The 23,263-nt window shown below is 69.1% G+C and carries 20 protein-coding genes; 14 read left to right on the top strand and 6 right to left on the bottom strand.

Going from position 1 to position 23,263, the window contains the following annotated elements; genetic code table 11:
- Nucleotides 1–8: 8 nt before the first annotated feature.
- Complete coding sequence (locus AB0H37_RS37820; protein ID WP_360617419.1) at nt 9–938, top strand: LysR family transcriptional regulator; 930 nt, start codon at nt 9–11, stop codon at nt 936–938.
- A 155-nt stretch (nt 939–1,093) separates the two neighbouring features.
- Here the strand turns inward: AB0H37_RS37820 and AB0H37_RS37815 are convergent, their stop codons facing one another.
- The gene (locus AB0H37_RS37815) at nt 1,094–1,663 is read right to left on the bottom strand and encodes a TIGR03086 family metal-binding protein (protein WP_360617418.1); all 570 of its coding nucleotides are present in this window, start codon (nt 1,661–1,663) and stop codon (nt 1,094–1,096) included.
- Between the two features lie 64 nt (nt 1,664–1,727).
- On the opposite strand from AB0H37_RS37815, the gene AB0H37_RS37810 reads away from it, so the two are divergent.
- From AB0H37_RS37810 to AB0H37_RS37800, 3 genes are all read left to right on the top strand, one after another.
- A complete protein-coding gene (locus tag AB0H37_RS37810; protein ID WP_360617417.1) occupies nt 1,728–2,471 on the top strand; it encodes a helix-turn-helix domain-containing protein in 744 nt (247 codons plus the stop codon).
- 1,158 nt (nt 2,472–3,629) lie between these two features.
- Nucleotides 3,630–4,904, top strand: coding sequence for a cytochrome b N-terminal domain-containing protein (locus tag AB0H37_RS37805; RefSeq protein WP_360617416.1), 1,275 nt, complete (start codon nt 3,630–3,632; stop codon nt 4,902–4,904).
- A gap of 16 nt (nt 4,905–4,920) precedes the next feature.
- Nucleotides 4,921–5,262, top strand: coding sequence for a hypothetical protein (locus AB0H37_RS37800; protein ID WP_360617415.1), 342 nt, complete (start codon nt 4,921–4,923; stop codon nt 5,260–5,262).
- A 481-nt stretch (nt 5,263–5,743) separates the two neighbouring features.
- On the opposite strand, the gene AB0H37_RS37795 is transcribed toward AB0H37_RS37800, so the two are convergent.
- Nucleotides 5,744–8,233, bottom strand: a complete 2,490-nt coding sequence (locus tag AB0H37_RS37795) for a hypothetical protein (RefSeq protein WP_360617414.1) — start codon at nt 8,231–8,233, stop codon at nt 5,744–5,746.
- A gap of 79 nt (nt 8,234–8,312) precedes the next feature.
- On the opposite strand from AB0H37_RS37795, the gene AB0H37_RS37790 reads away from it, so the two are divergent.
- The gene (locus AB0H37_RS37790) at nt 8,313–8,717 is read left to right on the top strand and encodes a hypothetical protein (protein ID WP_360617413.1); all 405 of its coding nucleotides are present in this window, start codon (nt 8,313–8,315) and stop codon (nt 8,715–8,717) included.
- Between the two features lie 394 nt (nt 8,718–9,111).
- Here AB0H37_RS37790 and AB0H37_RS37785 read toward each other — a convergent pair whose 3' ends face one another.
- The 4 genes from AB0H37_RS37785 to AB0H37_RS37770 form a co-directional block, all read right to left on the bottom strand.
- Nucleotides 9,112–9,210, bottom strand: a complete 99-nt coding sequence (locus AB0H37_RS37785) for an SHOCT domain-containing protein (RefSeq protein ID WP_360617411.1) — start codon at nt 9,208–9,210, stop codon at nt 9,112–9,114.
- A gap of 173 nt (nt 9,211–9,383) precedes the next feature.
- Complete coding sequence (locus AB0H37_RS37780) at nt 9,384–10,139, bottom strand: M15 family metallopeptidase (protein ID WP_360617410.1); 756 nt, start codon at nt 10,137–10,139, stop codon at nt 9,384–9,386.
- A 22-nt stretch (nt 10,140–10,161) separates the two neighbouring features.
- Nucleotides 10,162–10,479 (bottom strand): hypothetical protein, encoded by a 318-nt coding sequence (locus AB0H37_RS37775; RefSeq protein ID WP_329095848.1) that lies wholly within the window; start codon nt 10,477–10,479, stop codon nt 10,162–10,164.
- 78 nt (nt 10,480–10,557) lie between these two features.
- Nucleotides 10,558–11,088, bottom strand: coding sequence for a hypothetical protein (locus AB0H37_RS37770; protein WP_360617409.1), 531 nt, complete (start codon nt 11,086–11,088; stop codon nt 10,558–10,560).
- A gap of 223 nt (nt 11,089–11,311) precedes the next feature.
- Between AB0H37_RS37770 and AB0H37_RS37765 the strand changes: the two genes are divergently transcribed.
- From AB0H37_RS37765 to AB0H37_RS37725, 9 genes are all read left to right on the top strand, one after another.
- Entirely contained in the window at nt 11,312–12,415 is a 1,104-nt protein-coding gene (locus tag AB0H37_RS37765) for an integrase core domain-containing protein (protein WP_360617408.1), read from the top strand.
- Nucleotides 12,416–13,345: 930 nt separating this feature from the next.
- A complete protein-coding gene (kdpF, locus tag AB0H37_RS37760) occupies nt 13,346–13,435 on the top strand; it encodes a K(+)-transporting ATPase subunit F (protein ID WP_360617406.1) in 90 nt (29 codons plus the stop codon).
- Nucleotides 13,436–15,097 carry a potassium-transporting ATPase subunit KdpA gene (gene kdpA / locus AB0H37_RS37755; RefSeq protein ID WP_360617404.1) on the top strand — a complete coding sequence of 554 codons (1,662 nt, stop codon included), beginning with the start codon at nt 13,436–13,438 and terminating at the stop codon, nt 15,095–15,097.
- Between the two features lie 164 nt (nt 15,098–15,261).
- Nucleotides 15,262–17,286, top strand: coding sequence for a potassium-transporting ATPase subunit KdpB (gene kdpB, locus AB0H37_RS37750; protein ID WP_329098287.1), 2,025 nt, complete (start codon nt 15,262–15,264; stop codon nt 17,284–17,286).
- Nucleotides 17,283–18,197, top strand: coding sequence for a potassium-transporting ATPase subunit C (locus tag AB0H37_RS37745; RefSeq protein WP_360617403.1), 915 nt, complete (start codon nt 17,283–17,285; stop codon nt 18,195–18,197). The genes kdpB and AB0H37_RS37745 overlap by 4 nt, the downstream gene beginning before the upstream one ends.
- Before the next feature lie 16 nt (nt 18,198–18,213).
- A complete protein-coding gene (locus AB0H37_RS37740) occupies nt 18,214–20,760 on the top strand; it encodes a DUF4118 domain-containing protein (RefSeq protein WP_360617402.1) in 2,547 nt (848 codons plus the stop codon).
- A gap of 366 nt (nt 20,761–21,126) precedes the next feature.
- The gene (locus AB0H37_RS37735; protein ID WP_360617401.1) at nt 21,127–22,068 is read left to right on the top strand and encodes a hypothetical protein; all 942 of its coding nucleotides are present in this window, start codon (nt 21,127–21,129) and stop codon (nt 22,066–22,068) included.
- Nucleotides 22,069–22,369: 301 nt separating this feature from the next.
- Nucleotides 22,370–22,609: a hypothetical protein gene (locus tag AB0H37_RS37730; RefSeq protein WP_329091985.1), complete on the top strand. Its 240-nt coding sequence runs from the start codon at nt 22,370–22,372 to the stop codon at nt 22,607–22,609.
- Between the two features lie 96 nt (nt 22,610–22,705).
- Complete coding sequence (locus tag AB0H37_RS37725) at nt 22,706–23,110, top strand: hypothetical protein (protein ID WP_360617471.1); 405 nt, start codon at nt 22,706–22,708, stop codon at nt 23,108–23,110.
- Nucleotides 23,111–23,263: the final 153 nt, after the last annotated feature.

Raw genomic sequence — 23,263 nt, 5'->3', positions numbered from 1 at the left:
AGGGCAGGGTGGAGCAGCGCGAGATCGAGATCTTCCTGACGGTCGGCGAGGAGCTGCACTTCGGCCGTAGCGCCGAGCGGCTGCAGGTCTCGGTCGCGATGGTCAGCAAGACGATCAAGAAGCTGGAGCGGGCGGTCGGTGCCGCGCTGTTCGACCGGACCAGCCGCCGGGTGGCGCTGACCCCGATCGGCCGGCGGCTCTACGACGACCTGCGGCCCGCCTTTCAGCAGATCCTCGACGGCATCGAACGAGCGGTCGCCGCCGGGCGGGGCATCGACGGGCTCCTGTGCGTCGGCTTCATCGGCACCGCCACCGCCCAGTTCGTCCTCCACGTCGTCGAGTCGTTCCACGCCCGGCACCCGGCCTGCCAGGTGCAGATCGAGGAGACCCGGTACACCGACGGCTTCACCCCGCTGCTCGGCGACGCCGTCGACCTCATGCTCACAGCGGCCCGGGCCCCGGGGCCCGACCTCAGCGAAGGCCCGATTCTCTTCCAGGAGCCGCCGATGCTGGCCGTCTCGGCCAGGCATCCCTTTGCCCGCCGTTCCTCGGTCTCCATCGAGGACCTCTCTCGAGACAAGGTCCTGCGCCCACGCGGCGTCCCCGCCGAACTGGACGCCCTCGCCACCCCGACCACCACCCCCACGGGCAAGCCCATCGAGCGGGGCATGGAGTTCGGGACCATCCAGGAACTGCTCGCCCTGGTCGGCGCTGGCCGCGGCATCTTTCCGGTCCCCACGCACGCGAGCCTGTACGACGGGCGCCCGGACGTCGCCTACGTACCCATACGCGACGGCCTTCCCTTCGAATGGCGGCTGACCTGGCGCACGTCCGCGGAGACCAACCGCATCCGCGCCTTCTGCCAAGCCGCCCGCGACTTCGTCGCCACCAACTCCAACCCGCTGCTAAGCCCGGTCGCGGGCTCTGCCACATCCTGAAGCGGCCGCTGCCTCCAAGTTTTTTCGGCATGCGCAGCGTTCTTGACGGTGCGCGGGCCGGCGGACGAGGAGGAATAGCGGCGGCATGGACGCGGTGCCGCCGCACCACGCTTCGACAGTTCACGCCAGATGTGGCCGGCATCACCGGTCGGGGACTACGCCCAGGCGGGATCGCGGCCGGTCAGGCCGAGGATGCGGTCCAAGGTGGGTGCGTCGGCCGGCACCGCGACCTCCGGTCCGTACATGCCCATCTCCCGCCCCTGGTCCACGCTGGCGAACACCGTGTCGTGCAGATGCGTCAGCAGGCCGGCGGGTAGTTCCAGCCGCTGCCCGGTCGCGACCGCCAGGTCCCAGCCGTGCATGGCCAGCTCGCCGACGATCATGTCGCCCAGGACGGGCGCGGGCAGCGTCTGCGGTGTGCCCATGCTCGTCTCGCCCTCCCAGGCCCACGGCGGCGCCCACGACGACGTGATGTCGTCCAGCAGGGCGAGCAGGCGGCCGCGCCAGTCGCCGGCGGCCAGGTCCACCTCGGACTCGGCGGCCGCCGGCTGCGGAACGGTCTCCTTGCGGCCGCCGCCGGCGAGCGACGGGCCCCAGAACAGGAGGTGGTTGACCAGTGCCCGTACGTCGTACTCCGTGCACGGGGTCTTGTTGGCGAGCTGGTCGTCGGTGATGGTGCGGGCGACTGCGGCCATGGCCTCGGCAGCGTTGGACAGATGTGACATGGCGGCGAGGCTAGGCGGCCCGGACCGGAGGGGTATTGGACAAAGGCGACATACACTTTGCCGTGTGGAGCGGGACGTTCGTGAGCTGCGGGGTGCGTGGACCAGGTATCAGCGCCACACGTTCCACAGCCCGTCGCCGGCGCTCGCGCCATGGGTGGAGCGGTACTGGGAGGCTCGCTGGGACTACGCCGAGCCCTACCGGCAGAAGATCGTGCCGTACCCGAACGTGCACCTGTCGTTCGGCGGCGGCCGTGCGGACGTCAACGGCGTGTGCAGCGGCTACCAGATCAAGGTCCTCGAGGGCCGCGATCATGTCTTCGGCGTCGCGTTCCGGCCGGGCTGCTTCCGCCCGTTCCTCGGTGCCTCCGTCTCGACGATCACCGACCGCGTCGTCCCGGTGACCGAGGTGTTCGGCCCGGACCTGCCCACGACGCTCGACGTGCCGACCGTGGACGCGTTCCTGCTGGAACACCTGCCAGACGATGACCCCCGGGTGCGCCAGGCGGCGGCCGCGGTCGAGCTGATCGCCAAGGACAGGGCCATGACCAGGGTCGAGCGCCTCGCCGACGAGCTGGGGCTGAGCATGCGGGGGCTGCAACGGCTGTTCGCGGAGTATGTCGGCATCGTGCCCAAGTGGGTGATCCGCCGCTACCGCCTGCACGAGGTGACCGCACGTATGGCCGGCGGCGGGGCGATCGACTGGGCCGCGCTGGCGGCCGACCTCGGCTACGTCGACCAGGGCCACTTCATCCGCGACTTCAAGGGCATGTTCGGCGAGCAACCGACCTGGTACGCGCAGCGGTACTAGTTAGTCGGGGGATTCGGGCGGTTGTGTACGGTCGGGCCGTCGGGAGACTTTCCGGTGGGCAGAGCGTCGTCGAGAAGACAGCGGCCGCGCGAGACACTGGTGACATGACACACCCGGCCCGACTTGCGCCGACTCGCTCGGGCTCGACCTGAGTGAAGGGTTCCGCCTGGCCCACTTCGCCGACGAGGTCACCGTGTCCGGCGACTTCTACGTCCTGTCCGGCTTCCGGCAGGCCGAACGGTATAAGGATTGCCGTGGCCTGCCGACCCGCTATGACGGTAACGCTCAGCCGCTGGCGGCCGCGGTCTTCGGCCCTGAAGGAGCCCTGGATTCCCGGATTCCGGACGTTCCACGTCGGGAGGAAGTACACCGTGGTCGCCGATCCGGTCCGCGGCCGCGTCTTCCACACCAGCGGTCACGGCCCGCACGTCTGGGACGGCCACGGACGCCTCCTGAGCACCCTGCCGACCAGCGAGAAACGCTACTAGCCGCTGCACCGGCTGGGGCTCTGGGGTTGTTCCCCGACCGGAGAACTCCCCCTGCAGCATCAGGAGCACAACCTGCTCGTCCGCATACCGGCTGGTCGGCCACCACCGACCCCTTCCACGGCGCCCACACCATCGCCACGCTCAAGACCACCTACACCTGGCAGCCGCCGCCCCCGCGGCCACACCGGACGAGGCAGAGCACACCGAGACCGTCGCCGCCCAGTGACCGTACGAGCGGCCGCTGCCATCCCCGATCTCGGCGCCCTTGTCCCGATCGGTCCCTGATTCGCGACCGGGACGGCAAGTTCCCTGACCTGTTCGACGTCGTCCTGGCCGATGCCGGCATCCAGACGGCGAGTACGAACATGCTGCTTTGACCTGCGCGGACGAGGAGCTCGGCAGGAACAGGGCCGCCGGCCTCCTCGGCGACCGGATCGCCTTGGGCCTTCGTCACCTCTTTGGCGCAGGCCTAACACGCGGTAAGCGCAGGGCTTGTCTTCCTGTTGGTTATGTCACACCTGCCGGTTTTTCTTCCTTCGGATGTCACATCTGCCGATCTCGGAGCGTCGCATGTGTACCAGAACCAGATCGGGGAGTGAAGCCAATGCAGGGGCAAGCCAGCTGGGTGGGACGGTGGTCACGGCAGGCACGGACCGATCATTGGTCGTTCTTGTTCGCCCAGCTCGCCATTTACTCGTTCCTGGTGCTCATCGTCACGGGCGCGTTCCTGACCGTTTTCTTCGACCCCGACATGACGCAGGTCACCTATAACGGCTCGTACGGGCCGCTGCGGGGCGTCCCGGTCAGCGAGGCGTACGCGTCGACGCTGGACATCAGCCTCGACGTGCGCGGCGGACTGCTCATGCGGCAGATTCACCACTGGGCGGCGCTGATCCTCGTCGCCGCGATCACCCTGCAGATGCTGCGGCTGTTCTTCACCGGCGCGTTCCGCCGCCCACGCGGCCTCAACTGGCTGGTCTGGGTGACCGTACTGTTGCTGGGCATGGTGACGGCCTGGACCGGCACAATTCTGCCGGACGACATGTTGTCCGGCGGCAGCCTCGGGCTCCTCCAAGGCGTGACCCAAGCGATTCCGCTGGTCGGCACCAGCCTGACGTTCTTGATCTTCGGCGATGAGTTCCCGGGTGAAAAGATCATTTCCCGGCTCTACTGGCTGCACATCCTCGTGCTTCCAGCGGTCCTGGCCGCCCTGTTCGTCCTCCGCCACAGGCTCGTCCGCGAGCACGGCCACACCCGTTTTCCCGGCGCCTTCTCAGGACGTGCGTCGCGCGGCTCAGCGGTGGCGCTTCTGCTGGCCACTGGCGGGGTTCTCGCGCTCCTCGGCACGTTCGCGCAGATCAACCCGGTCTGGCAGTACGGCCCGTACCGGCCAGGGGACATCACCGCCGGAGCGGTGCCCGGCTGGTACATGGGCTTCCTGGACGGAGCCGTGCGGATCATGCCGGGCTGGGAACTCAGCGTGGCCGGCCACCCGATCACCCTCGCGGTGCTCGTGCCCGCGCTTCTCATGCCGGGGGCGTTCTTCACCGTCCTGGCGGCCTATCCCTGGATCGAACGGCGGCTTACCGGCGATCGCGGCATTCATCACGTTCTGGACCGTCCCCGCGACGCGGCGACCCGTACGGCAGTGGGCGCGGCCGGCATCGCCTTCTATGGATTGCTGTGGGCCGCGGCCGCCAACGACCAGATCGCGCACAACTTCCACCTGTCCTTGTACGACGTCACTTGGTTCTTCCGGGTGGCTGTCTTCACCGGACCGCTACTCGCCTACGCCGTCACCCGGTCGATCTGCCTCGGGCTGGCCTACAGGGACCAGAAGGAGTCCGAGCACGGCCGCGAGACCGGACGGATCCTGATGAGCCCGGACGGCGGTTTCAGCGAGATTCACGAAGCCCCACACAGGCCCCGCGAACTGACACATTGACCAGAAGCGGAACGCCATGAAGCGTAACCGACTCCGCAAGCACGTCGCGCGGATGTTCCGGGCCGCCCCGACCGTCCTGCCACCGACTCCGGCAACGACAGGGGCGCCGTCGTTGGCACGACAGAGGCGGTATTTCACCCAGGAGTACAAGGACGAGATCGTCCGCATGGTCTTGGACGGCCCGTCTGTCCGCATCGAGGCCAATCTTCATGCAGATAACGTCCGAAAGTGCCCCGCGAACGGGGGCGATTTCGTCACGGTCCGCAATGACACGGTCTACACTCACTTTGACAACGACTGGATCAAGACCTCCGCCGATCCCTGGGACATCGTCACCAGCTGCGACTGGGCTACCTGAACATCAGACCGCGTCCGGCACCGAGAGAGGGCCGGATGCCGGATCGCTGTTGCCCGGCCTCCGGTCGGACCGGAAGCCGACGCAGGTCATTGGTGATCTTGCGGCTTCCTTGTCGGCGGCCTCGCTCCGACGGTTGTGTCAAGCCAGCGTCGGGCTGCGGCCGTCCGAAGGTGCCCCTTGCGGTGCCGCCGACGGGACGGGCGGGGACGGCGGGTGGCGTTCGCTCATGGCTCCCGGCGCGGTGTTTGCGGCTCCTTGGGGGCGTCCCGGCGCAGTTCCGGGGGGCAGTTCCTCGTTCCACACCAAGAGATCGGCTCCGGTGACGCCGGGCAGGCGTCGACGTTCTCGCTCCGGAGGGCTACCCGCTGGTGCTGTTCGCTGCAGCAACGCACCAGGTTGTCCAGCGAGGAGTACGCCAACCACGACCCGGCGCCTCGGGCCGCCGTAGGTGGTCAGCGGCCCCGGGGCGCGTGCGGGTCGGTCAGAGCAGGGGGAGGTTCCAGGCTGCTCGGAAGCGGGTGAGGGTGGTGCGGCAACTGGATGGGGAGACGCTCAGTTCGCGGCGGGCGGCGGCCAGTTCCTCGAACGAGGCCGGTGAGGCTCCGGTGCTCGCCCACCTGGCCTGGGCGAGTGTGAAGACGCCGTGGTCGAAGACCTCGATGACCGTGAGGCAGAAGAGGGCGAACGCCGATAGTTGGACGAGGGGGGCGTGGGCGGGGGCCAGTTCCGGGACCTCGGACAGGGGGGTCGTGTCGAGGCTTGCGAAGTCGTACAGGCGTGGGTGGGCGGGGGCCATGTCGCACGGCGGTGCGAGGCGCATGGTGCGGAGCATGTCCCGCATGGCGTCGAAGACGTCCCCGAGGTCGACGCCTTCGGGGGTGGAGGGCAGTTGCGTCCGGATGCCGGTCAGGGTTTCGATCAGCTCCTCTTTGACCAGTGCGGCGGCGAGGTCGTCCAGGCGGGGGTAGGACCGCCCGGCGTTGCTCTCCTCAAGGTTGATCTCGACGAGGCGGCGGGTCACGCGGAGTAGCTCCCGGGGGACGCCGCCGGAGAGGGAGTGGGTGAGGAAGGCGAAGGAGTCGGTGAACCCAGGTACCCGGTGCAGGAGGAGTTCCCGGGATTCGGTCAGCGTGAGGGGTTCGATGACGACGACGTCGTCGAAGGCGTTCTCGAAGACGGAGCGGCCGATGACCGCCCGCCGCGCGAAGACGGAGCCGACGTCTTCGGCGACGGAGACGATGTAGTAGCAGTTCTGGATGCCGAAGATGGCCTTGATCTCGCTGATGAAGCGTTCGGCCTGCTCGACCGACCCGATCCGGTCGACCTCGTCGATGGCCACGACGACATGACCCCTTTTCGCCCTGGCCTCCTTGGCGATCTCCGTCATGAAGGCGCGGAAGTTCCCCACGAGTTCGGGGTAGGACCAGGGAAGGTACTTCAGCGAGCCTCCCTTGGTCATCGCCATCGTGGCGCCGCGGATGCCGGGGAGGCTGGCGTTGAGCCCCCACGTGGTGGTGCGTTCCACCTGGAGACGCAGCAGATGTTCGCGCGCCCGGGTCACCAGGGCCGGCTCGACGTGCCAGCGCAGGTGCCGCCAGATGCGGGGCGGCGGCAGTACGACGGTCGCCATCGCCAGCAGAAGGATCTGGCAGGCCCACCGGTACTCGCCCCAGGCCACTGTCGCAAACTTCTCCAATTCGCCTATGTTGCCTCGGATCTCTTTCTGGGCGGGCTCAATCAGGTTTTTCGCACCTTCGCGCAGGGTCCAGACGAGCAGAGCCAGCAGCGCCAGTGAGAGGGCGACGCGGAACAGCGTCCAGAGCCCGTCACGGATCACCCAGAGCGCTCTCTTGCGCAGGACGAAATGCTGCGCGGCGCTCCGTTCGACGGCGTGGCCCCGGGAGGTGATGTACGTTTCGCAGACGCGCTGGAAGAGTTCGACGAGGAAGTCCCGTGCCACGTATTCGGCGGGCGCGGAAGCGTAGACGGTGAGGCCGGTGTCGGGCGAGGCGTTCCGGCGCCCGCCGCAGATTACGCGCAGCAGGGTCGACTTGCCGGCGCCGCGGGGTCCGGCGATCGCGATGCTTCCGCCGTCGACGCGCTTCATCGTCCCGAGTACCCGCTTCTCAGAGCGGGTCGGGATGGTCAACTGCAGGTCGTGGAGCCGTTTCAGCCCCTCGGAGTGCTGCTCCACCAGCAGCTTGTCATGGTCCTCGCCGAGGAAATCGTTCACCACGTGGGTGACCAGCGGCATCAGCACGTTTTCCTGGGCGTCAGCCAGCCATGCGTTCCTGATTTTGGTCCAGTCTCCCGCCTCCGAGAGTTTGTTGAAGTAGAGGTCGGCGGCGTTGCCGATGTCAATGAACTGCCGCAGGGTCTCCGGCTTGCCGATACCGAGCCCGACGGCGAAGGAGAGGAGCAGTGCGGACCCCCCGAGCACGGGTTGGTATTTCCATTCGAACAGCTGCTGGTGCGCGAGTATCAGGGGAACCGGCCCCAGGACGATGAACGGCACCCCTGTAAGAAGGTGCTTACGCGACATCCATCCGGCGGCGGCCGCGTACAGTAGTCCGCCGCCGACGATCGTGGACAGCGCCGCCGCGAGGGTCGAGAAGAAATAGCCGAGCTTGTTCCCGTCCGGGCTTCGATAGGCACCGATGGTGAGCAGCGCCACGGCCGCGGCCGCGAGCACGGCGACCGTCACGGTCTTCGCGTTCACGACGCGCCGCTGCATGACCTCGTTGATCTGCCGACGCACGATCTCGCGCCTTCCCAGAGCAAGGGAGTACACGATGTGGGAATCGAGGGCCTTGGCAGGTTCTAGAACGCCGCGTGCGATGACCTCGTCGTAGACTTGATCCGGCTCCACCAGCCCCCGCTCGACATAGGGCGCCAGCCGTTTGTCCCGCAGGCATCGGCGTACCCGCGCCTCCAACTCCGCCGCGTCCTCGGCGTCCCGCCCAGTGGCCATGGCGTCCATCCTTTCGGGCGAGGCCGCGACCGGGCAGGTGGTGGCCGGAACATGTCAGCAGGTGGACTGCCATGAGCCCATGGCGTACGTGATCGGCCACCCGCCCACTTCGGCGAAGTACTACTGCACGTTCTTCCGGGTCGAGTGTCAGGGAGCAGGCCGCGCCCATCTACGGGCTCGCGGCCGCGCTCGGTATCGGGCTGCACCTCCTGCTGGTCTCGCGGCCGGACGGATTGACCGGGCGACGCTCGCTGGCTTCGGCGCGTTCCTGGTGCGGGAGAACCCCAACTGGGAGATCCTCAATGACGCCGGGGTCGATCCTGTGCCCGAACGCGCCTCGATCACCTGGGGCGGTTTTCTGCGCCCTCAGGCCGAGGTGCTGCTGGCGTGTGACTTCCTGGAGACCGTCACGCTCGGGGGAACCCCCGTCGTCACCGGTGGTGGTCATCTGCCCTGCGCTGGATCCACTCCGTCTGGGCTGTGACCAGCGACGACATGTGCGTGCGGGGCGGGGCCCGGCAGTCCGGATGGAGCACGCACGGAGCCCGGATCGAGCCGTCGAGCAAACATGGGAACGAACCGGGACGGAACCGGCGCGCCGGGCAAAACGGGGCATCTTCTGCGTTTGCCCTGGTCGGGCTGAGTGGGTCGCGTGGGACTCGAACCCACAACCTACGGATTAAAAGTCCGGAGCTCTCGTATCAGATCAGTGCTCTTAGCATCGGAGCACACCGCTCTGTCCACATCTAGAGCCATCTCCGTGCCGCCACATTCCGCTCCGTGCCGGTCCGGTTCGGAACCGCCGAGCAGACAACGAGCCGACATGGGGGTGTGTCGACCGTAGTGCGTCCTCGCAGACGGCTCTGAGCAGGCGCGGGTCAGAGCCGGTCCAGCAGGTCCTTCTTCTTGGCCTCGAACTCCTCAGGGGAGACGACGCCGGCGTCGCGGAGTTCGCCGAGTTGGTGGAGAAGCGCCATGACCTGTTCGCGCGTGGTGGCCTGGAGGCTACTAGGTTGCTGTACCGGGGGCCCCGGTCGGAGTTGCCCTGCCACGCCTCCCTGCCACGCCCCCGGCCTGCGGATGCGCCACAGAGATGGTCCTGAACCTTCCGGTCGTGGAGTCGGGAGGCGAGGGTAGGCCGGAGCGATGCTCAGCGGTGCCGCTGGCGCTTCTCCAGGGCGTTGGCACGAGCCCGGCGTTGGGGGGCCAGGGTGTCGATGAGCACCCCGGCGCCTTCGCCGGGGCTGGTGTTCCAGCCGCGGAGTTTGTCTGCCACCTTCTTCAGCCGCGCGTCGTCGGGCCGGACGTCGACCTGGAAGTGCGCTTCGTCCGGGGTGGCGAAGTCGCCGCCCCAGGTCACGACGCCCTCGCAGTCGGCGAGGATGTCGCGGATGGTGACCAGTTGTTGCGGGAAGAAGCCGCCCTTCGCGCCCGCCGGATACCAGCCCGGCCGGATGTCGACCGCTGTGCCGGACGCGTGATTGCTCTCCCAGCGGTGCGGGAGCCGCAGCCGTGGAGCCCGGAAGCCGATGACCTCGCCGTTCTTCAGGGTGTCGATCTCGTAGTGGTAGCGGCGGATCACATGGGTGAGCACGGTCGCGACGTCGCCGATGCGCAGAGCGACGGAGATGTCGCTGCCGGGCACCGTCTTGGTCCAGACGGCCCCTCCGGCGTCAGTGGTCTTCTCCATCGTCCATCCGTTGACGCTGCGCCGGCCCGTCTCGACCCGGGCTCTGGCCTTCTTGATGGCCTTCTTGAGGACGGCCTCCTGCTTCGGGCCGGGCGCCGCCGCGGCGGGGGCCGCCAGTGTCGCGATGCCCGAGGTGGTGATTCCGGCGACCACGGCGGCGCCGGCCGCTCCCTGGAGTACTGCGCGCCGGGTGGGCGTGTCGTCGTTGCTCTTCATCGCAGAGATGTCCTTTCGACGTTTAGCGCCACCCGATCGAGTCCCAGAGACCAGGGCTGGCAATGACCAAGAGACCGGGGAAGGCGAGTAGTGCCGCGGAGATCGGCCAGTACCATTTCCTCGCGAACGGCCATGTCCGAACGAGGAAGTAGTTGGCGATACTTGAGATGACCGCGAACGTGAGCAGGAAGAAACCTGCATACGCGAACGGGAGGACGATTCCCTCGTCGAAGGTGGGATCGCGGTGGACGAATCCCATGCTCGCGAAGAGCGTGTTCTTCAGTACGTACCAGGTGATTCCGATTGGATATATTCCGACATACCCGAGAACGAGGTTCACGGCCGGGCCCGCTGCCGCCCGGGTGACATGGCGGGACAGTCGACGGACTTGGGACATTCCCGGTCTTCCTCTCTCGGGTCATTGTTCGCGCAGCGGCTTGTTGAAGCCTTCGAAGACCTGGTACAGCCCCAGCCGCTTCTGCCCCTCCGCCTCGGCGTCCGGGCCCGATCCCTGGTAGCGGACCAGTACTCGGAGCGTGTTGGCGTCACTGTAGTCCAGGCTCGGGCGCGGCGCGCCGACGTCGTTGGCGCCCCAGATGTGCACATGCGGGACGACGCCGATGTTGAAGTCCGGATCGGTGTTGAGTTTCTGCCAGATCTGCCAGAGATCGGCCTCCTTGGCAGGGTCCAGCTTCGGCACGTTCAGGAGTCCCTGATCGACGCAGTAGTTCCGGGAATTGATGGCGGTTGCCGCGAATATCTGCCCCAGTCCGGTGCTTCCGTCCGTCTTTCCTCCGATCCCGTTCTGGTAGTGCTGGCGCACGAGTTCGTCGGACACGATGTCGAGGTCCGAGTAGTGTCGTATCTCCCACAGGAGCGGCACCTGAATCAGTGACTTGCGCATTCTCAGTGTGCGGGCCAGATTGGTGATCAGTCGGTCGTAGGCCATGAGGATGCGGAAGGATTCCTCCGTGGAGTACGGCTGGCCGGTGCCGGACTCCTCGATCCCGATGGTCGAGAAGTAGTGCCGGATGTCGGACAGCAGTGTGCCGAGGTTGTGCCTGCCGAAAACTACGTCCGTGCAGGTGGGACGTGCAGGAGGTGGGCTCCGACACGGGGCTTGATCAGTCGCAAGGACAGGCCGCGGCGAGGCGGTTGCCGCGGGATGATGGGTGGCTGTGCTGTTGCGCTTGGCCTACTTGACCGTGGCGAACACCTTCGCGGCCCTCCGCGTGCTCCCGATGACCGATCAGGAGAAGGACACCGAGATTCTGGTGTTGCGGCATCAGGTCGCCGTGTTGGAGCGCCAACTGGCCGGGACGCGGGTGCGGTTCACCGCTCCGGACCGGGCACTGCTGGCGGCGCTGCTGAACCGGCTGCCTCGCGGTGCACTGCGCCGGACGCGGCTGCTGGTGCGGCCGGACACGGTGCTGCGCTGGCACGGCGACCTGATTGCCGGTCGGCACGCCGCTCGCTCCAGACCCAAGCGGGCGGGCCGTCCACCGACCGTCCGCTCCATCCGGCTGCTGGTTCTGCGCCTGGTGCGGGAGAACCCGGGCTGGGGCTATCGGCGGGTGCACGGCGAGTTGCAGGTGCTCGGTGTCAAGGTGGCGCCTTCTACTGTCTGGGAGATCCTCAAGGACGCCGGCGTCGATCCGGCGCCTGAGCGTTCCGCCACATCCTGGGCCGGGTTCCTGCGCTCGCAGGCCGAGGCGCTGCTGGCGTGTGACTTCCTGGAGACCGTGACTCTCACGGGCGCGCGGATGTACGTGCTGGCGGTCATCGAGCACCACACCCGCCGCATCCGGGTTCTGGGCGCCACCGGCCACCCGACCGCAGCGTGGGTGAGCCAAGCGGCGCGGAATCTGGTCATGGATCTGGAGGATGCCGGCTGCCGGGCACGGTTCTTGATCCGCGACCGGGACGGCAAGTTTCCTGAGCTGTTCGACGTGGTCCTGGCCGATGCCGGTATCCGGGTGGTGCTGACCGGGGTGCGGATGCCGAGGATGAACGCGGTGATGGAGCGGTGGGTGCAGACCTGCCGCCGTGAACTGCTCGACCGGACTCTGATCTGGAACCAGCGTCACCTGCTCCATGCCCTCCGTGAGTTCGAGACCTTCTACAACGAGCATCGGCCTCATCAGGGCATCGCCAACGCACGCCCGCTGAAGCCGCTGCCTTCAGCGATCACCGAACCGAACCAGATCGCCCACTTGAACATCCGAAGAAGGCAACGGCTGGGAGGGATTCTCAATGAGTACGAACATGCCACTTGACCTGCGCGGACGAGGTTTTCGGCAGGGACAGCCTCCGGCGTAGGGCTCTGTCCATAAGAGCTGTGCGACTCTGCCAGCGTGCTAAGCCGCCATCACGCAGCCTGAGCAGAGTGGGCACCCAGGCAGACCCCCACAGGCCAAGGCCGGCTTCCCGCAACAGCGCAGGTCCGCGCACGGAAAGAAGTGCCACAATCCGATATCGCGTCCCGCGACTGGTAGTACTGCCGCTCGGCAGAGTGGGCCTCGGAGCGCGGAACGTCGACACCCCGCACACGATTGTGGGCATGTGCCGGAGACCATCGCTGCGGATCGAGGGTGACCAGGCCCAATCCATGCCCGATCCATGCCCGCGAGTCGACCTCGAGCCGACATCGGGACGGAGTGGGGCGAACCAGGCGGTGGATCAGCTGGGCGAACTTGTGTTTCTTTTAATCCGTAGGTTTTGGGTTCGAGTCCCACCACCTGTGACCAGGGCAAGTGCCGCCGGGTGTCGATCTGTTTCGGGACCGCAGAGCCAATGCCGAGCCGACATCAACGGCCGGCGGTCACTTTCCCGTATCGAGTGCGGACGGTCCGCGGGCTGCACCACCTCGGCCGCTGTGACCAGGGCGGGGGCTACTCCAAGACCATCGCTCTGTACGGCTGCGTTGACGGTGATGATCAGCTGACCCGGCCGGATTGAAACGGCCCTGTTGCCCGCTCTGGAGTTCCGCGTTGACCGGCTGGGGGAACGCGGACTGCGAAGCCGGGACGCGGGGGGCGGGCCGGGCCCAGCGGCGGACCGTCCGCAGCGGGATGGAACCGGCAACGCTCGGACGCGTGTCCAGAGCCGATCTAGGGACTCGGAGTCATGGCAGACGTGGTGCTCGTGGCGTTGACCATCGCGGTGTTCGCGGTGCTCGCGCTGGTGGTGGGGGCGGTGGGGCGCCTGTGAGCGTCGAGAACGCGGCGGGGCTGGTGCTCGCCATCGGACTGGTCGTCTTCCTTGTGGTCGCGTTGCTCTTCCCGGAGAGGTTCTGAATGGGTTCCACGACCGCGGGGATCGTATTTATCGCGTCCCTTCTCCTGGCCCTCGCCGCGGTGCACGTGCCCCTTGGCGACTACATGTACCGGGTGTACTCCTCGCCCCGGCATTCGCGGGTGGAACGGGCCCTCTACAAGGTCATGGGCGTGGACCCGGGGAGCGAGCAGACGTGGGGGGTCTACGCGCGCAGTGTCTTGGCGTTCTCCCTGGTTTCGGTGCTCGTGCTGTACGGGCTGCAGCGACTGCAGGGGCTGCTGCCGTACAGCCTGGGTTTCGGCGGGGTGCAGGATCAGATCGCCTGGAACACCGCTGTCAGCTTTGTCACCAACACCAACTGGCAGGCCTATTCGGGCGAGTCCACGATGGGCTACCTGACGCAGATGGCCGGTCTCGCGGTGCAGAACTTCGTGTCGGCGGCGGTCGGCATGTCCGTGGCGGTCGCGCTGGTCCGCGGGTTCGCCCGGACGCGGACCGGCGAGCTCGGCAACTTCTGGGTGGACCTCACCCGCGGGGCGCTCCGCATCCTGCTGCCTGTCGCCGTCGCCGGGGCGATCGCGCTGGTGGCGGGCGGTGTCGTGCAGAACTTCGTGGATCCGCACACCGTCACCACGGTCGCCGGCCAGGGACAGGCGATCCCCGGCGGGCCGGTGGCCTCCCAGGAGGCGATCAAGGAACTCGGGACGAACGGCGGCGGCTTCTACAACGCCAACTCCGCCCATCCGTTCGAGAACCCCGCGACCTGGACGAACTGGCTCGAGATCTTCCTGCTCCTGCTGATCGCGTCCGCGCTGCCCCGCACGTTCGGCCGGCTCGTCGGGCAGAAGCGGCAGGGGTACGCGATCGCCGCGGTGATGGCCGTCCTGGCGACGGTCGCCGTCTGCGCGACGACGGCGGCGCAGGTCGTCCACCACGGCACCGTCCCGCAGGCGGCGGGCGCGGCGGCCGAGGGCACCGAGACCCGCTTCGGGATCGCCGGCTCGGCGATGTTCGCCGCCGCGACGACGCTCACCTCGACCGGCGCCGTCGACTCCGCGCACGACTCCTACACGAGCCTCGGCGGTGGGATGCTGCTGGTGAACATGATGCTCGGCGAGGTCGCGCCGGGCGGCGCCGGCTCCGGCCTGTACGGCATGCTGATCCTCGCCGTGATCGCGGTGTTCGTCGCGGGGCTGATGGTCGGCCGGACGCCCGAGTACCTCGGCAAGCGGATCAGCGCGCGGGAGATCAAGTTCGCGTCGCTGTACTTCCTGGTCACCCCCGCGCTGGTGCTGGCCGGCGCGGGTGTCGCGATGGCGTTCCCCGGGCCGCGCGCGTCGATGCTGAACGGCGGGCCGCACGGTTTCTCCGAGGTGCTGTACGCGTTCACCTCGGCGGCCAACAACAACGGGTCGGCGTTCGCAGGGCTGTCGGCTGCGACCTGGTTCTACGACGTCGCGCTCGGCCTGGCGATGCTCCTCGGCCGGTTCCTCCCGATCGTCCTCGTGCTCGCGTTGGCCGGTTCGCTGGCGCACCAAGCCCCGGTCCCCGCGTCCGCGGGGACGCTTCCGACGCACCGCCCGCTGTTCGTCGGCCTGGTCGTGGGCGTGGCCGTCGTCCTCGTCGCCTTGACGTTCCTCCCCGCGCTGGCCCTTGGGCCGCTCGCCGAAGGGATCCACTGATGTCCCCCCGAACCTTCCGGACGGGGCCGTCCGGACGACGCCCGGTGCCCGGGCGCCTGGCACGCGGCCGGCCGGCGGTGGACCTGGTGGGCGGCGGCCTCCTCGACCCCCGGCAACTGCTCGTCTCGCTGCCCGCCGCGCTCCGCAAGCTCGACCCGCGCGCCATGTGGCGCAACCCCGTCATGCTGATCGTCGAGGTCGGCGCGGTGTGGACGACGATCCTGGCGGTCATCGGCCCGTCGTCGTTCTCGGTCCTGATCGCGGTGTGGCTCTGGCTGACGGTGCTCTTCGCGAACCTGGCGGAGGCGGTCGCCGAGGGACGCGGCAAGGCCCAGGCCGACACGCTGCGCAAGGCCAAGAAGGACACCCTCGCGCGTCGGCTGGGCGGCTGGACGCCCGGCGCGGCCGCCCTTGAAGAGGAGGAGGTGCCGGCCGCCGACCTGCGGCGCGGTGACGTGGTCGTGGTCGAGGCCGGGCAGATCATCCCGGGAGACGGCGACGTCGTGGAGGGCATCGCCAGCGTCGACGAGTCCGCGATCACCGGGGAGTCGGCCCCGGTCATCCGGGAGTCGGGCGGCGACCGCAGCGCGGTGACCGGCGGAACGAAGGTGCTGTCCGACCGGATCGTCGTCGAGATCACCCAGCGGCCCGGCGAGTCGTTCATCGACAGGATGATCGGGCTGGTGGAGGGCGCGGCCCGGCAGAAGACGCCCAACGAGATCGCGCTGAACATCCTGCTGGCCGCGCTGACGATCATCTTTCTGGTCGCCACCGCCACCATGCAGCCGTTCGCGATCTACGCCAAGGCCGCCAACCCGGGCGTCCCGGACAGTGCGGCGCTGGACGGGAACGGCGTCACCGGCGTCGTGCTCGTCTCGCTGCTGGTCTGCCTGATCCCCACGACGATCGGCGCGCTGCTCAGCGCCATCGGCATCGCCGGCATGGACCGACTGGTGCAGCGGAACGTCCTGGCGATGTCCGGACGGGCCGTCGAGGCCGCCGGCGACGTCAACACGCTCCTGCTGGACAAGACCGGCACCATCACCCTCGGCAACCGGCAGGCGGCGGAGTTCATCCCGGTCGGCGGCGTCACCGAGGAGGCCCTCGCGGACGCCGCCCAATTGTCGAGCCTCGCGGACGCGACGCCCGAGGGCCGCTCCATCGTCGTCTATGCGAAGGAGGCGTACGGGCTGCGGGAGCGGTCTCCGGGCGAGCTCGCGCACGCCGACTGGATCCCGTTCGCCGCGCAGACACGCATGTCCGGCGTCGACGTCGACGACCGCCGGCTCCGCAAGGGCGCCGCCGGGGCGGTGGCCGCGTGGGTCCGTGAGCAGGGCGGGCAGGTGCCGCCCGCGCTCGGGGAGGCCGTTGACGGCATCGCGGCGGCGGGCGGCACCCCGCTGGTCGTCGGCGAGGCCGGCCCCGGCCCGGACGGGAGACCGCACGCCGGGGTGCTCGGCGTCATTCACCTCAAGGACGTCGTCAAGCAGGGGATGCGCGCCCGGTTCGACCGGATGCGCGCCATGGGCATCAAGACGATCATGGTGACCGGCGACAACCCGCTGACCGCCCGGGCGATCGCCGACGAGGCGGGCGTGGACGACTTCCTCGCCGAGGCCCGGCCCGAGGACAAGCTCGCCTTCATCAAGGCCGAGCAGCAAGGCGGCCGGCTCGTCGCCATGACCGGCGACGGCACCAACGACGCCCCCGCCCTCGCCCAGGCCGACGTCGGCGTCGCCATGAACACCGGCACCTCCGCCGCCAAGGAGGCCGGGAACATGGTCGACCTGGACTCCGACCCCACCAAGCTCATCGAGATCGTCGAGATCGGCAAGCAGCTCCTCATCACCCGGGGCGCGCTGACCACGTTCTCCATCGCCAACGACATCGCCAAGTACTTCGCGATCATCCCGGCGCTGTTCGTGACGCTGTTCCCGGGCCTGGAGGCGCTGAACGTCATGCGGCTGTCCAGCCCGGAGTCGGCGATCCTGTCGGCCGTCGTGTTCAACGCGCTCGTCATCGTCACGCTGATCCCGCTCGCGCTCCGGGGCGTCCTCTACCGGCCGAGCTCGGCGTCCCGGCTGCTGCGCCGCAACCTGTCGGTGTACGGGCTGGGCGGCGTCATCGCCCCCTTCGCCGGGATCAAGGTGATCGACCTCATCGTCCAGTTCATTCCGGGGATCTCATGAACACGCTTCCCGCCTGGGCCCGCCGGCATCTGGCGGCCCTCCGCGCGCTGCTGGTCTTCACCGTCATCTGCGGTGTCCTGTACCCGCTGGCCGTCACCGCCGTCGCCCAGGCGCCCGGTCTCCGGCACAGGGCCGACGGCTCCCGCGTCAGCGCGGGTGGCAGGGACGCCGGCAGCGCACTGATCGGTCAGAAGTTCACCGACGGGCACGGCGATCCCCTGAAGCAGTACTTCCAGAGCCGTCCGTCCGCCGCGGGCGGCGGCTACGACCCCACCGCGTCCGGGGCGAGCAACCTTGGACCCGAGGACGTCGTCGACACCCTGCCTGACCCGGCGCTGGTCAAGGAGGGCAAAGCGGACCCGAACGCCCGGCAGAGCCTCCTCACTCAGGTCTGCGTGCGCAGCATGGCGATCGGCGCCCGGGAAGGCGTGGACGGGTCGCGTCCGTACTGCACCGGCGGCGGTGTGGGCGCCGTGCTGTCGGTGATCGGTCCGCGCGACGCGAGCGGTGCCGTCGTCCATCCGGCACGGGTCGTCAGCGTCAACGAGGCGTGCCCCGCGACGCCGTTCCTGGCGACGTACCGTGGAGTCAAGGTCGAGTGCCGCGCTTTCGGCGAGGACGTCGATGCGGGGCGGATCGCCCCTGTTCGCGGCGGCGCGCCGGCGCGGCCCGCCGTCCCGTCCGACGCCGTCACCGCGAGCGGCAGCGGCCTCGACCCGCACATCTCACCCGCGTACGCGAGTCTGCAGGCCGGACGCGTCGCGCGGGCGCGTGGCCTGAGCGCCGGCCGGGTCGGCGCACTGATCGACAGGCACACCGCCGGACGGGCGCTGGGGTTCATGGGGGAGCCCGCGGTGAACGTCCTGCAGCTGAACATCGACCTCGACAGGACCGCCCCGTACCGGGGCTAGGGGGGCGAGACCGGCCATGGACAGGGGACGGCTCCGCATCTATCTGGGGGCCGCCCCCGGCGTGGGCAAGACCTACGCCATGCTCGCCGAAGGCCGGCGGCGCGCCGCCCGCGGCACCGACCTCGTCGTCGGCTTCGTCGAGACCCACGGCCGCGTCCACACAGCTGAGCTCCTCGACGCCCTGGAGATCGTCCCGCGCCGCACCCTCGCCTACCGCGGCGCCGAGTTCACCGAACTCGACGCCGAGGCCGTCATCGCCCGCGCGCCCCGGGTCGCCCTGATCGACGAACTCGCGCACACCAACGTCCCCGGCAGCCGCAACGCCAAGCGCTGGCAGGACGTCGAGGAGATCCTGGAGGCCGGCATCGACGTCATCACCACCGTCAACGTCCAGCACCTGGAGTCGGTGAACGACGTCGTCGAGCAGATCACCGGGACCGTGCAGCGCGAGACCCTCCCCGACGAGGTCGTGCGCCGTGCGGACCAGGTGGAGCTGGTCGACATGTCCGCCGAGGCGCTGCGCCGCCGGATGGCGCACGGCAACGTCTACCCGCCCGAGAAGATCGACGCGGCGCTGTCCAACTACTTCCGCGTCGGCAATCTCACCGCCCTGCGCGAGCTGGCTCTGCTGTGGCTGGCCGACAAGGTCGACGAGCAGCTCGACCGGTACCGCGCCGACCACGGCATCGCCGGGACGTGGGAGGCCCGCGAGCGCGTCGTCGTCGCGCTCACCGGCGGCGCCGAGAGCGAGACCCTGATCCGTCGCGCGTCCCGCATCGCCGCCCGCACCAAGGGCGCCGATCTGTTCGCCGTGCACGTCATCCGCGGCGACGGCCTGACCGGCACCCGCCCCGACCGGCTCGCCCGCCAGCGCGACCTCGTCGAGAGCGTCGGCGGCACCTACCACCAGGTCGTCGGCGACGACGTGCCCAAGGCGCTGCTGGAGTTCGCGCGCGCCGTCAACGCCACGCAACTCGTCCTCGGCGTCTCCCGCCGCAACCGGTTCGCGCAGGCCCTGTTCCCCGGTGTCGGTGTCGCCACCACCGCACTGTCCGGATCGATCGACGTCCACATGGTCACCCACGAGCGCGCCCACCGCGGCCTGCGTCGACGCCGGGCCACGGAGGCCGGCCTGCCGCTGCGCCGCCGACTCGCCGGGTTCGTCCTCGCGCTGCTCGGCCTGCCGCTGCTCAGCTACGTTCTCACCGAACTGCGCAGCACGTTCTCCCTGCCCGTCGACATCATGTTCTTCCTCGCCGGCATCGTCGGGGTCGCGCTCGCCGGCGGAATGTGGCCGGCCCTGATCGCCGCGGTCATCGGGTCCGTCCTGCTGAACTACTACTTCACCCCGCCCGTGCACACCCTCACCATCGCCCAGCATGAAAACCTGGTGGCCCTCGGGGTGTTCCTGCTGGTGGCCGCCGCCGTCAGCGGCGTCGTGGACTTCGCCGCCCGAAGATCCCGCGAGGCCACCCGCCTCGGCGCCGACGCCGAGGTCCTCTTCACCCTCGCCGGGAACGTCCTGCGCGGCGAACGCGCGCTCGACGCGCTGCTCCAACGGCTGCGGGAGACCTTCGGCCTCGACTCGGTCACCTTCCTGGAACGCGTACCCGGCGCTCTGCCCGCGCCCGGCGGCCACGGCGCCACCGCCGGCTGGAAGGTCATCGCCGCGGTCGGTGGTCGGCCCTGCTCCGTCCCCGAGGAGGCGGACACCGAGATTCCCGTCAACGACGATCTCGCCCTCGCACTGCGCGGCAGCCCTCCGAACGCCGGCGACCGCCGCATCCTGGAGGCGTTCGCCACTCAGGCCGCCGCCGCGCTGGAACAGCAGCGGCTGGAGGCCGAGGCCGAACGAGCCCGGCCGCTGGAGGCCGTGAACCGGATGCGCACCGCACTGCTCAATGCCGTCAGCCACGACCTGCGCACCCCCCTCGCGTCCGCAAAGGCCGCCGTCGAGAACCTCGGCAACACCGAGATCCACCGGACACACGAGGAGCGCGCCGAACTCACCGACACCGCCGCTCGGTCCCTCGACCGGCTCGACCGCCTCGTCGCCGACCTCCTCGACATGAGCCGCCTGCAGGCCGGCGCCCTCGAAATGGCCGCCCGTCCCCTTGCCCTGGACGAGGTCGTTCCCCGCGTGCTCGACGATCTCGGACCCGAAGGCCATGACGTCACCGTCCAGATCTCCGCCGACCTCCCCGAGGTCGAAGCCGACCCGTTGCTGCTGCAGCGCGTCCTCGCCAACCTGATCAGGAATGCACTGCGTTACAACCCGCCCGGGCAGCATGTCCTCGTCACCGCCGGCGCCATCCGGGGCCGCGTCGAGCTCCGCGTCGCCGACCGCGGCCCCGGCGTCCCCGCCGCCGACCACGACCGGGTCTTCCTGCCGTTCCAGCGGCTGTCGGACCGCGACGACCACACCGGCCCCGGCCTCGGCCTCGCCCTCGCCCTCGCGCTCACCGAGGCGATGGGCGGCGAGCTCGTCCCCGAGGACACCCCCGGCGGCGGCCTCACGATGATCATTTCGCTTCCCCGCACGGCCCGAACGGACCGCTCATGACCCGAGTCCTCGTCGTCGACGACGACTCCCATATCCTGCGGGCGTTGCGCATCAACCTGCGTGCCGGCCACTACGGCGTCGAGACCCCCGCCGCCGTCCCGCGCCGTGCTCTTACCATTTTCTCCGTCCATCCAGTCGATGGACTCGGCGGTGACCGGTCTCGCGGTCGTGTGAGCTCTCCTCGTAATGAATGTCGCGCCCCCGCACTTCTTGACGTTCTTTTAACGGCTTCTCAAAGGCTTTAACGAGTTGTTGACGTGCTGAACGGCCGTTCCCCGAACGATCATCCTTTGCCGGTTCAAGGAGCCGGTACCGCAGTGCCCCTATGGGGCGGGCGGAACGACAAACAAGACAGGAGTGACAGTCATGTCACGACCCGAACTCCGTCGGCTCGGTGCCGCCGGATCCCTGCTGGCGGCGTTGTCCAGCCAGCAGATCGGTTACGCGGCCGGCGCCCTTGACGACTCGCCGCTGGTGGCGGGGACGGCGATGGTGTCGGCGGGTGCCGGCGTCCTCGCCGTGTCGGTGCACTGGCGCGGCGGGGGGCTTCGAGCGCGGCGGTTCGACCGCGCCGCGTGGTGGCTGGTCGCCCGCGTGGCGATCAGCATCGGCGTGATCGGCACCATGTACCTCCTCGCGGTCCAGCGGTTGTCGCTGGGTATCGCGGCGGCGGTGATGGTGCTCGGCCCCCTCGCCATCGGGCTGCGCGGCGTATGGCGCGCCCGATCAACCGCTTGGGGCCGCTGGCACCTGGTCTGGCGCGGGATCGCGCTGGCCGGCGTGGTGCTGCTGAACCGCCCGTGGCGCGGTGAGGCCGACCCGGCGGGCCTGTGCGCGGCGCTCGCCGTCGCCGTCGCCTCCTGGAACTACGTGGTGGCGATCGGACGGCTGGAGGTCCGCGGGCTGGCCCACCGGGGCACCGCCACCGCCGGCCTGCTCGCAGCAGCGGTGCTCATCACCGTGACCGGAGTCCTGGCCCTCGGGGGGACTCCCGGCGGTAACGACGGAACGTCCGGGCGACTGGTCGTTCTGAGCTTGGCCGGAGTGCTGGCATGGACGGTCCCGACGGTGCTGCAGAACATCGCCGTCGGGCTGGCCTCCGCCCGAGACCTGGGGGTCCTGTACTCCCTGGAATCACCGGTCGCCGCACTGATCGCACAGATCGGCGTCTGTGCGGGGCTGCTGAGCAGCACCGAGCGACCCGGCCCTGCCGGATGGGTCGCCATCACCATGATCGTCGCCGCCTCGGCCGCCGTCTCCCTCAGGGCGGCGCGGCCCGACCGCGGCGAGCGTCCCGAGCACCGCTGACCGGCAGCGCTTGACGCATCGCCGGCAGCACCGAACGGCGGGGAGGCATCCTCCCCGCCGTTCTTCAGACGGAACCTCGGCCTCAAGGCCGGCCACCGACGACACCACCCCGCCATGCTCTCCACGGGGCGACCCGCCGCGGTCGCGCCCGGCGGGACATCGACCGCCGGCCCCGGCCGCGTCAGCCCGCTTGTCACCTGATCACCGAGCTGACATGGGCTGTCGCTCCGAGCCCCTGACTTGGGACGCCATCGCTGGGTAGTACGGCAGTGTTGGCGTCGTCGGGGGGAGGCGCGGCTTGATGCACGGTCACCTGGCCAGGGACGTCGTCGCGCTCGTGGCCGCGCTGGCGGCTCCGCCCGCCGTCGCGGCGGTGCTCCTGCCCTTCCGAGATACGTTGCCGAACACGAGCGTCGCGCTGATCATCGTTGTGGTCGTCGTCGCGGTGGCCGCGTTGGGCAACCGCCTCGCCGGGGTCCTGGCAGCCGTTTCCGGGGCTGGTTCGACGTCTTCTTCACGCGCCCGTACGGGCACTTCATGATCGAAAAGTCTTCCGATGTGCAGACTTTCGGCCTTTTGCTCGCCGTGGGTTTGGTGGTCTCCCAGTTGGCCGCCCGGGTGGGCCAGGAGGTTGCGGGTGATCGCCATCACGGACGCCGACTACCTGGCCAGGATCCGCGACACCGCGGAGCTGGCGCAGTCCTCCAAGGGCCCCGACTCCTTGGTAGATCGTGTGTGCGAGCACCTAACGGCCCTGCTAGACCTGCGCGCCTGTCGGTTCGAATACGGCACCCTGACCGGCCATCCTCCGCGCATTCAGCAGGACGGGACCGTGCTCTGGGGACGCAGGCGCTGGGATGTCGAACGTCTTGGGCTCCCCAAGGAGGAGGTCGAATTGCTCGCCATCAGCCACGGCCACTTCTACGGGCGCTTCATGCTCACCCCTGCTCCCGGGAGCAGGCCGTCCCTCCAAGCCCGCCTGGTCGCCGTCACGCTCGCCGACCATGTCGGCTCTGCCCTCGACACCGCTGCGACCGACTGAGAGAGAACGGTCAGCATCGCACAGGCGACGCCCGAGGCCGCTGATCTGGTGGGTGAATCAAGAGTCATCTACGACGGCAGGATGATGCGAAGTGACGTCATAGATGGTGGTTGACATGACGTCATCATGACGTCATAGTTTCGGCATGGACCT

The sequence above is a fragment of the Actinomadura sp. NPDC023710 genome (assembly GCF_040639875.1).
In the GTDB taxonomy this organism is placed as follows: Bacteria; Actinomycetota; Actinomycetes; order Streptosporangiales; family Streptosporangiaceae; genus Spirillospora; species Spirillospora citrea.
This window is presented reverse-complemented; position numbering and strand designations above follow the sequence as displayed.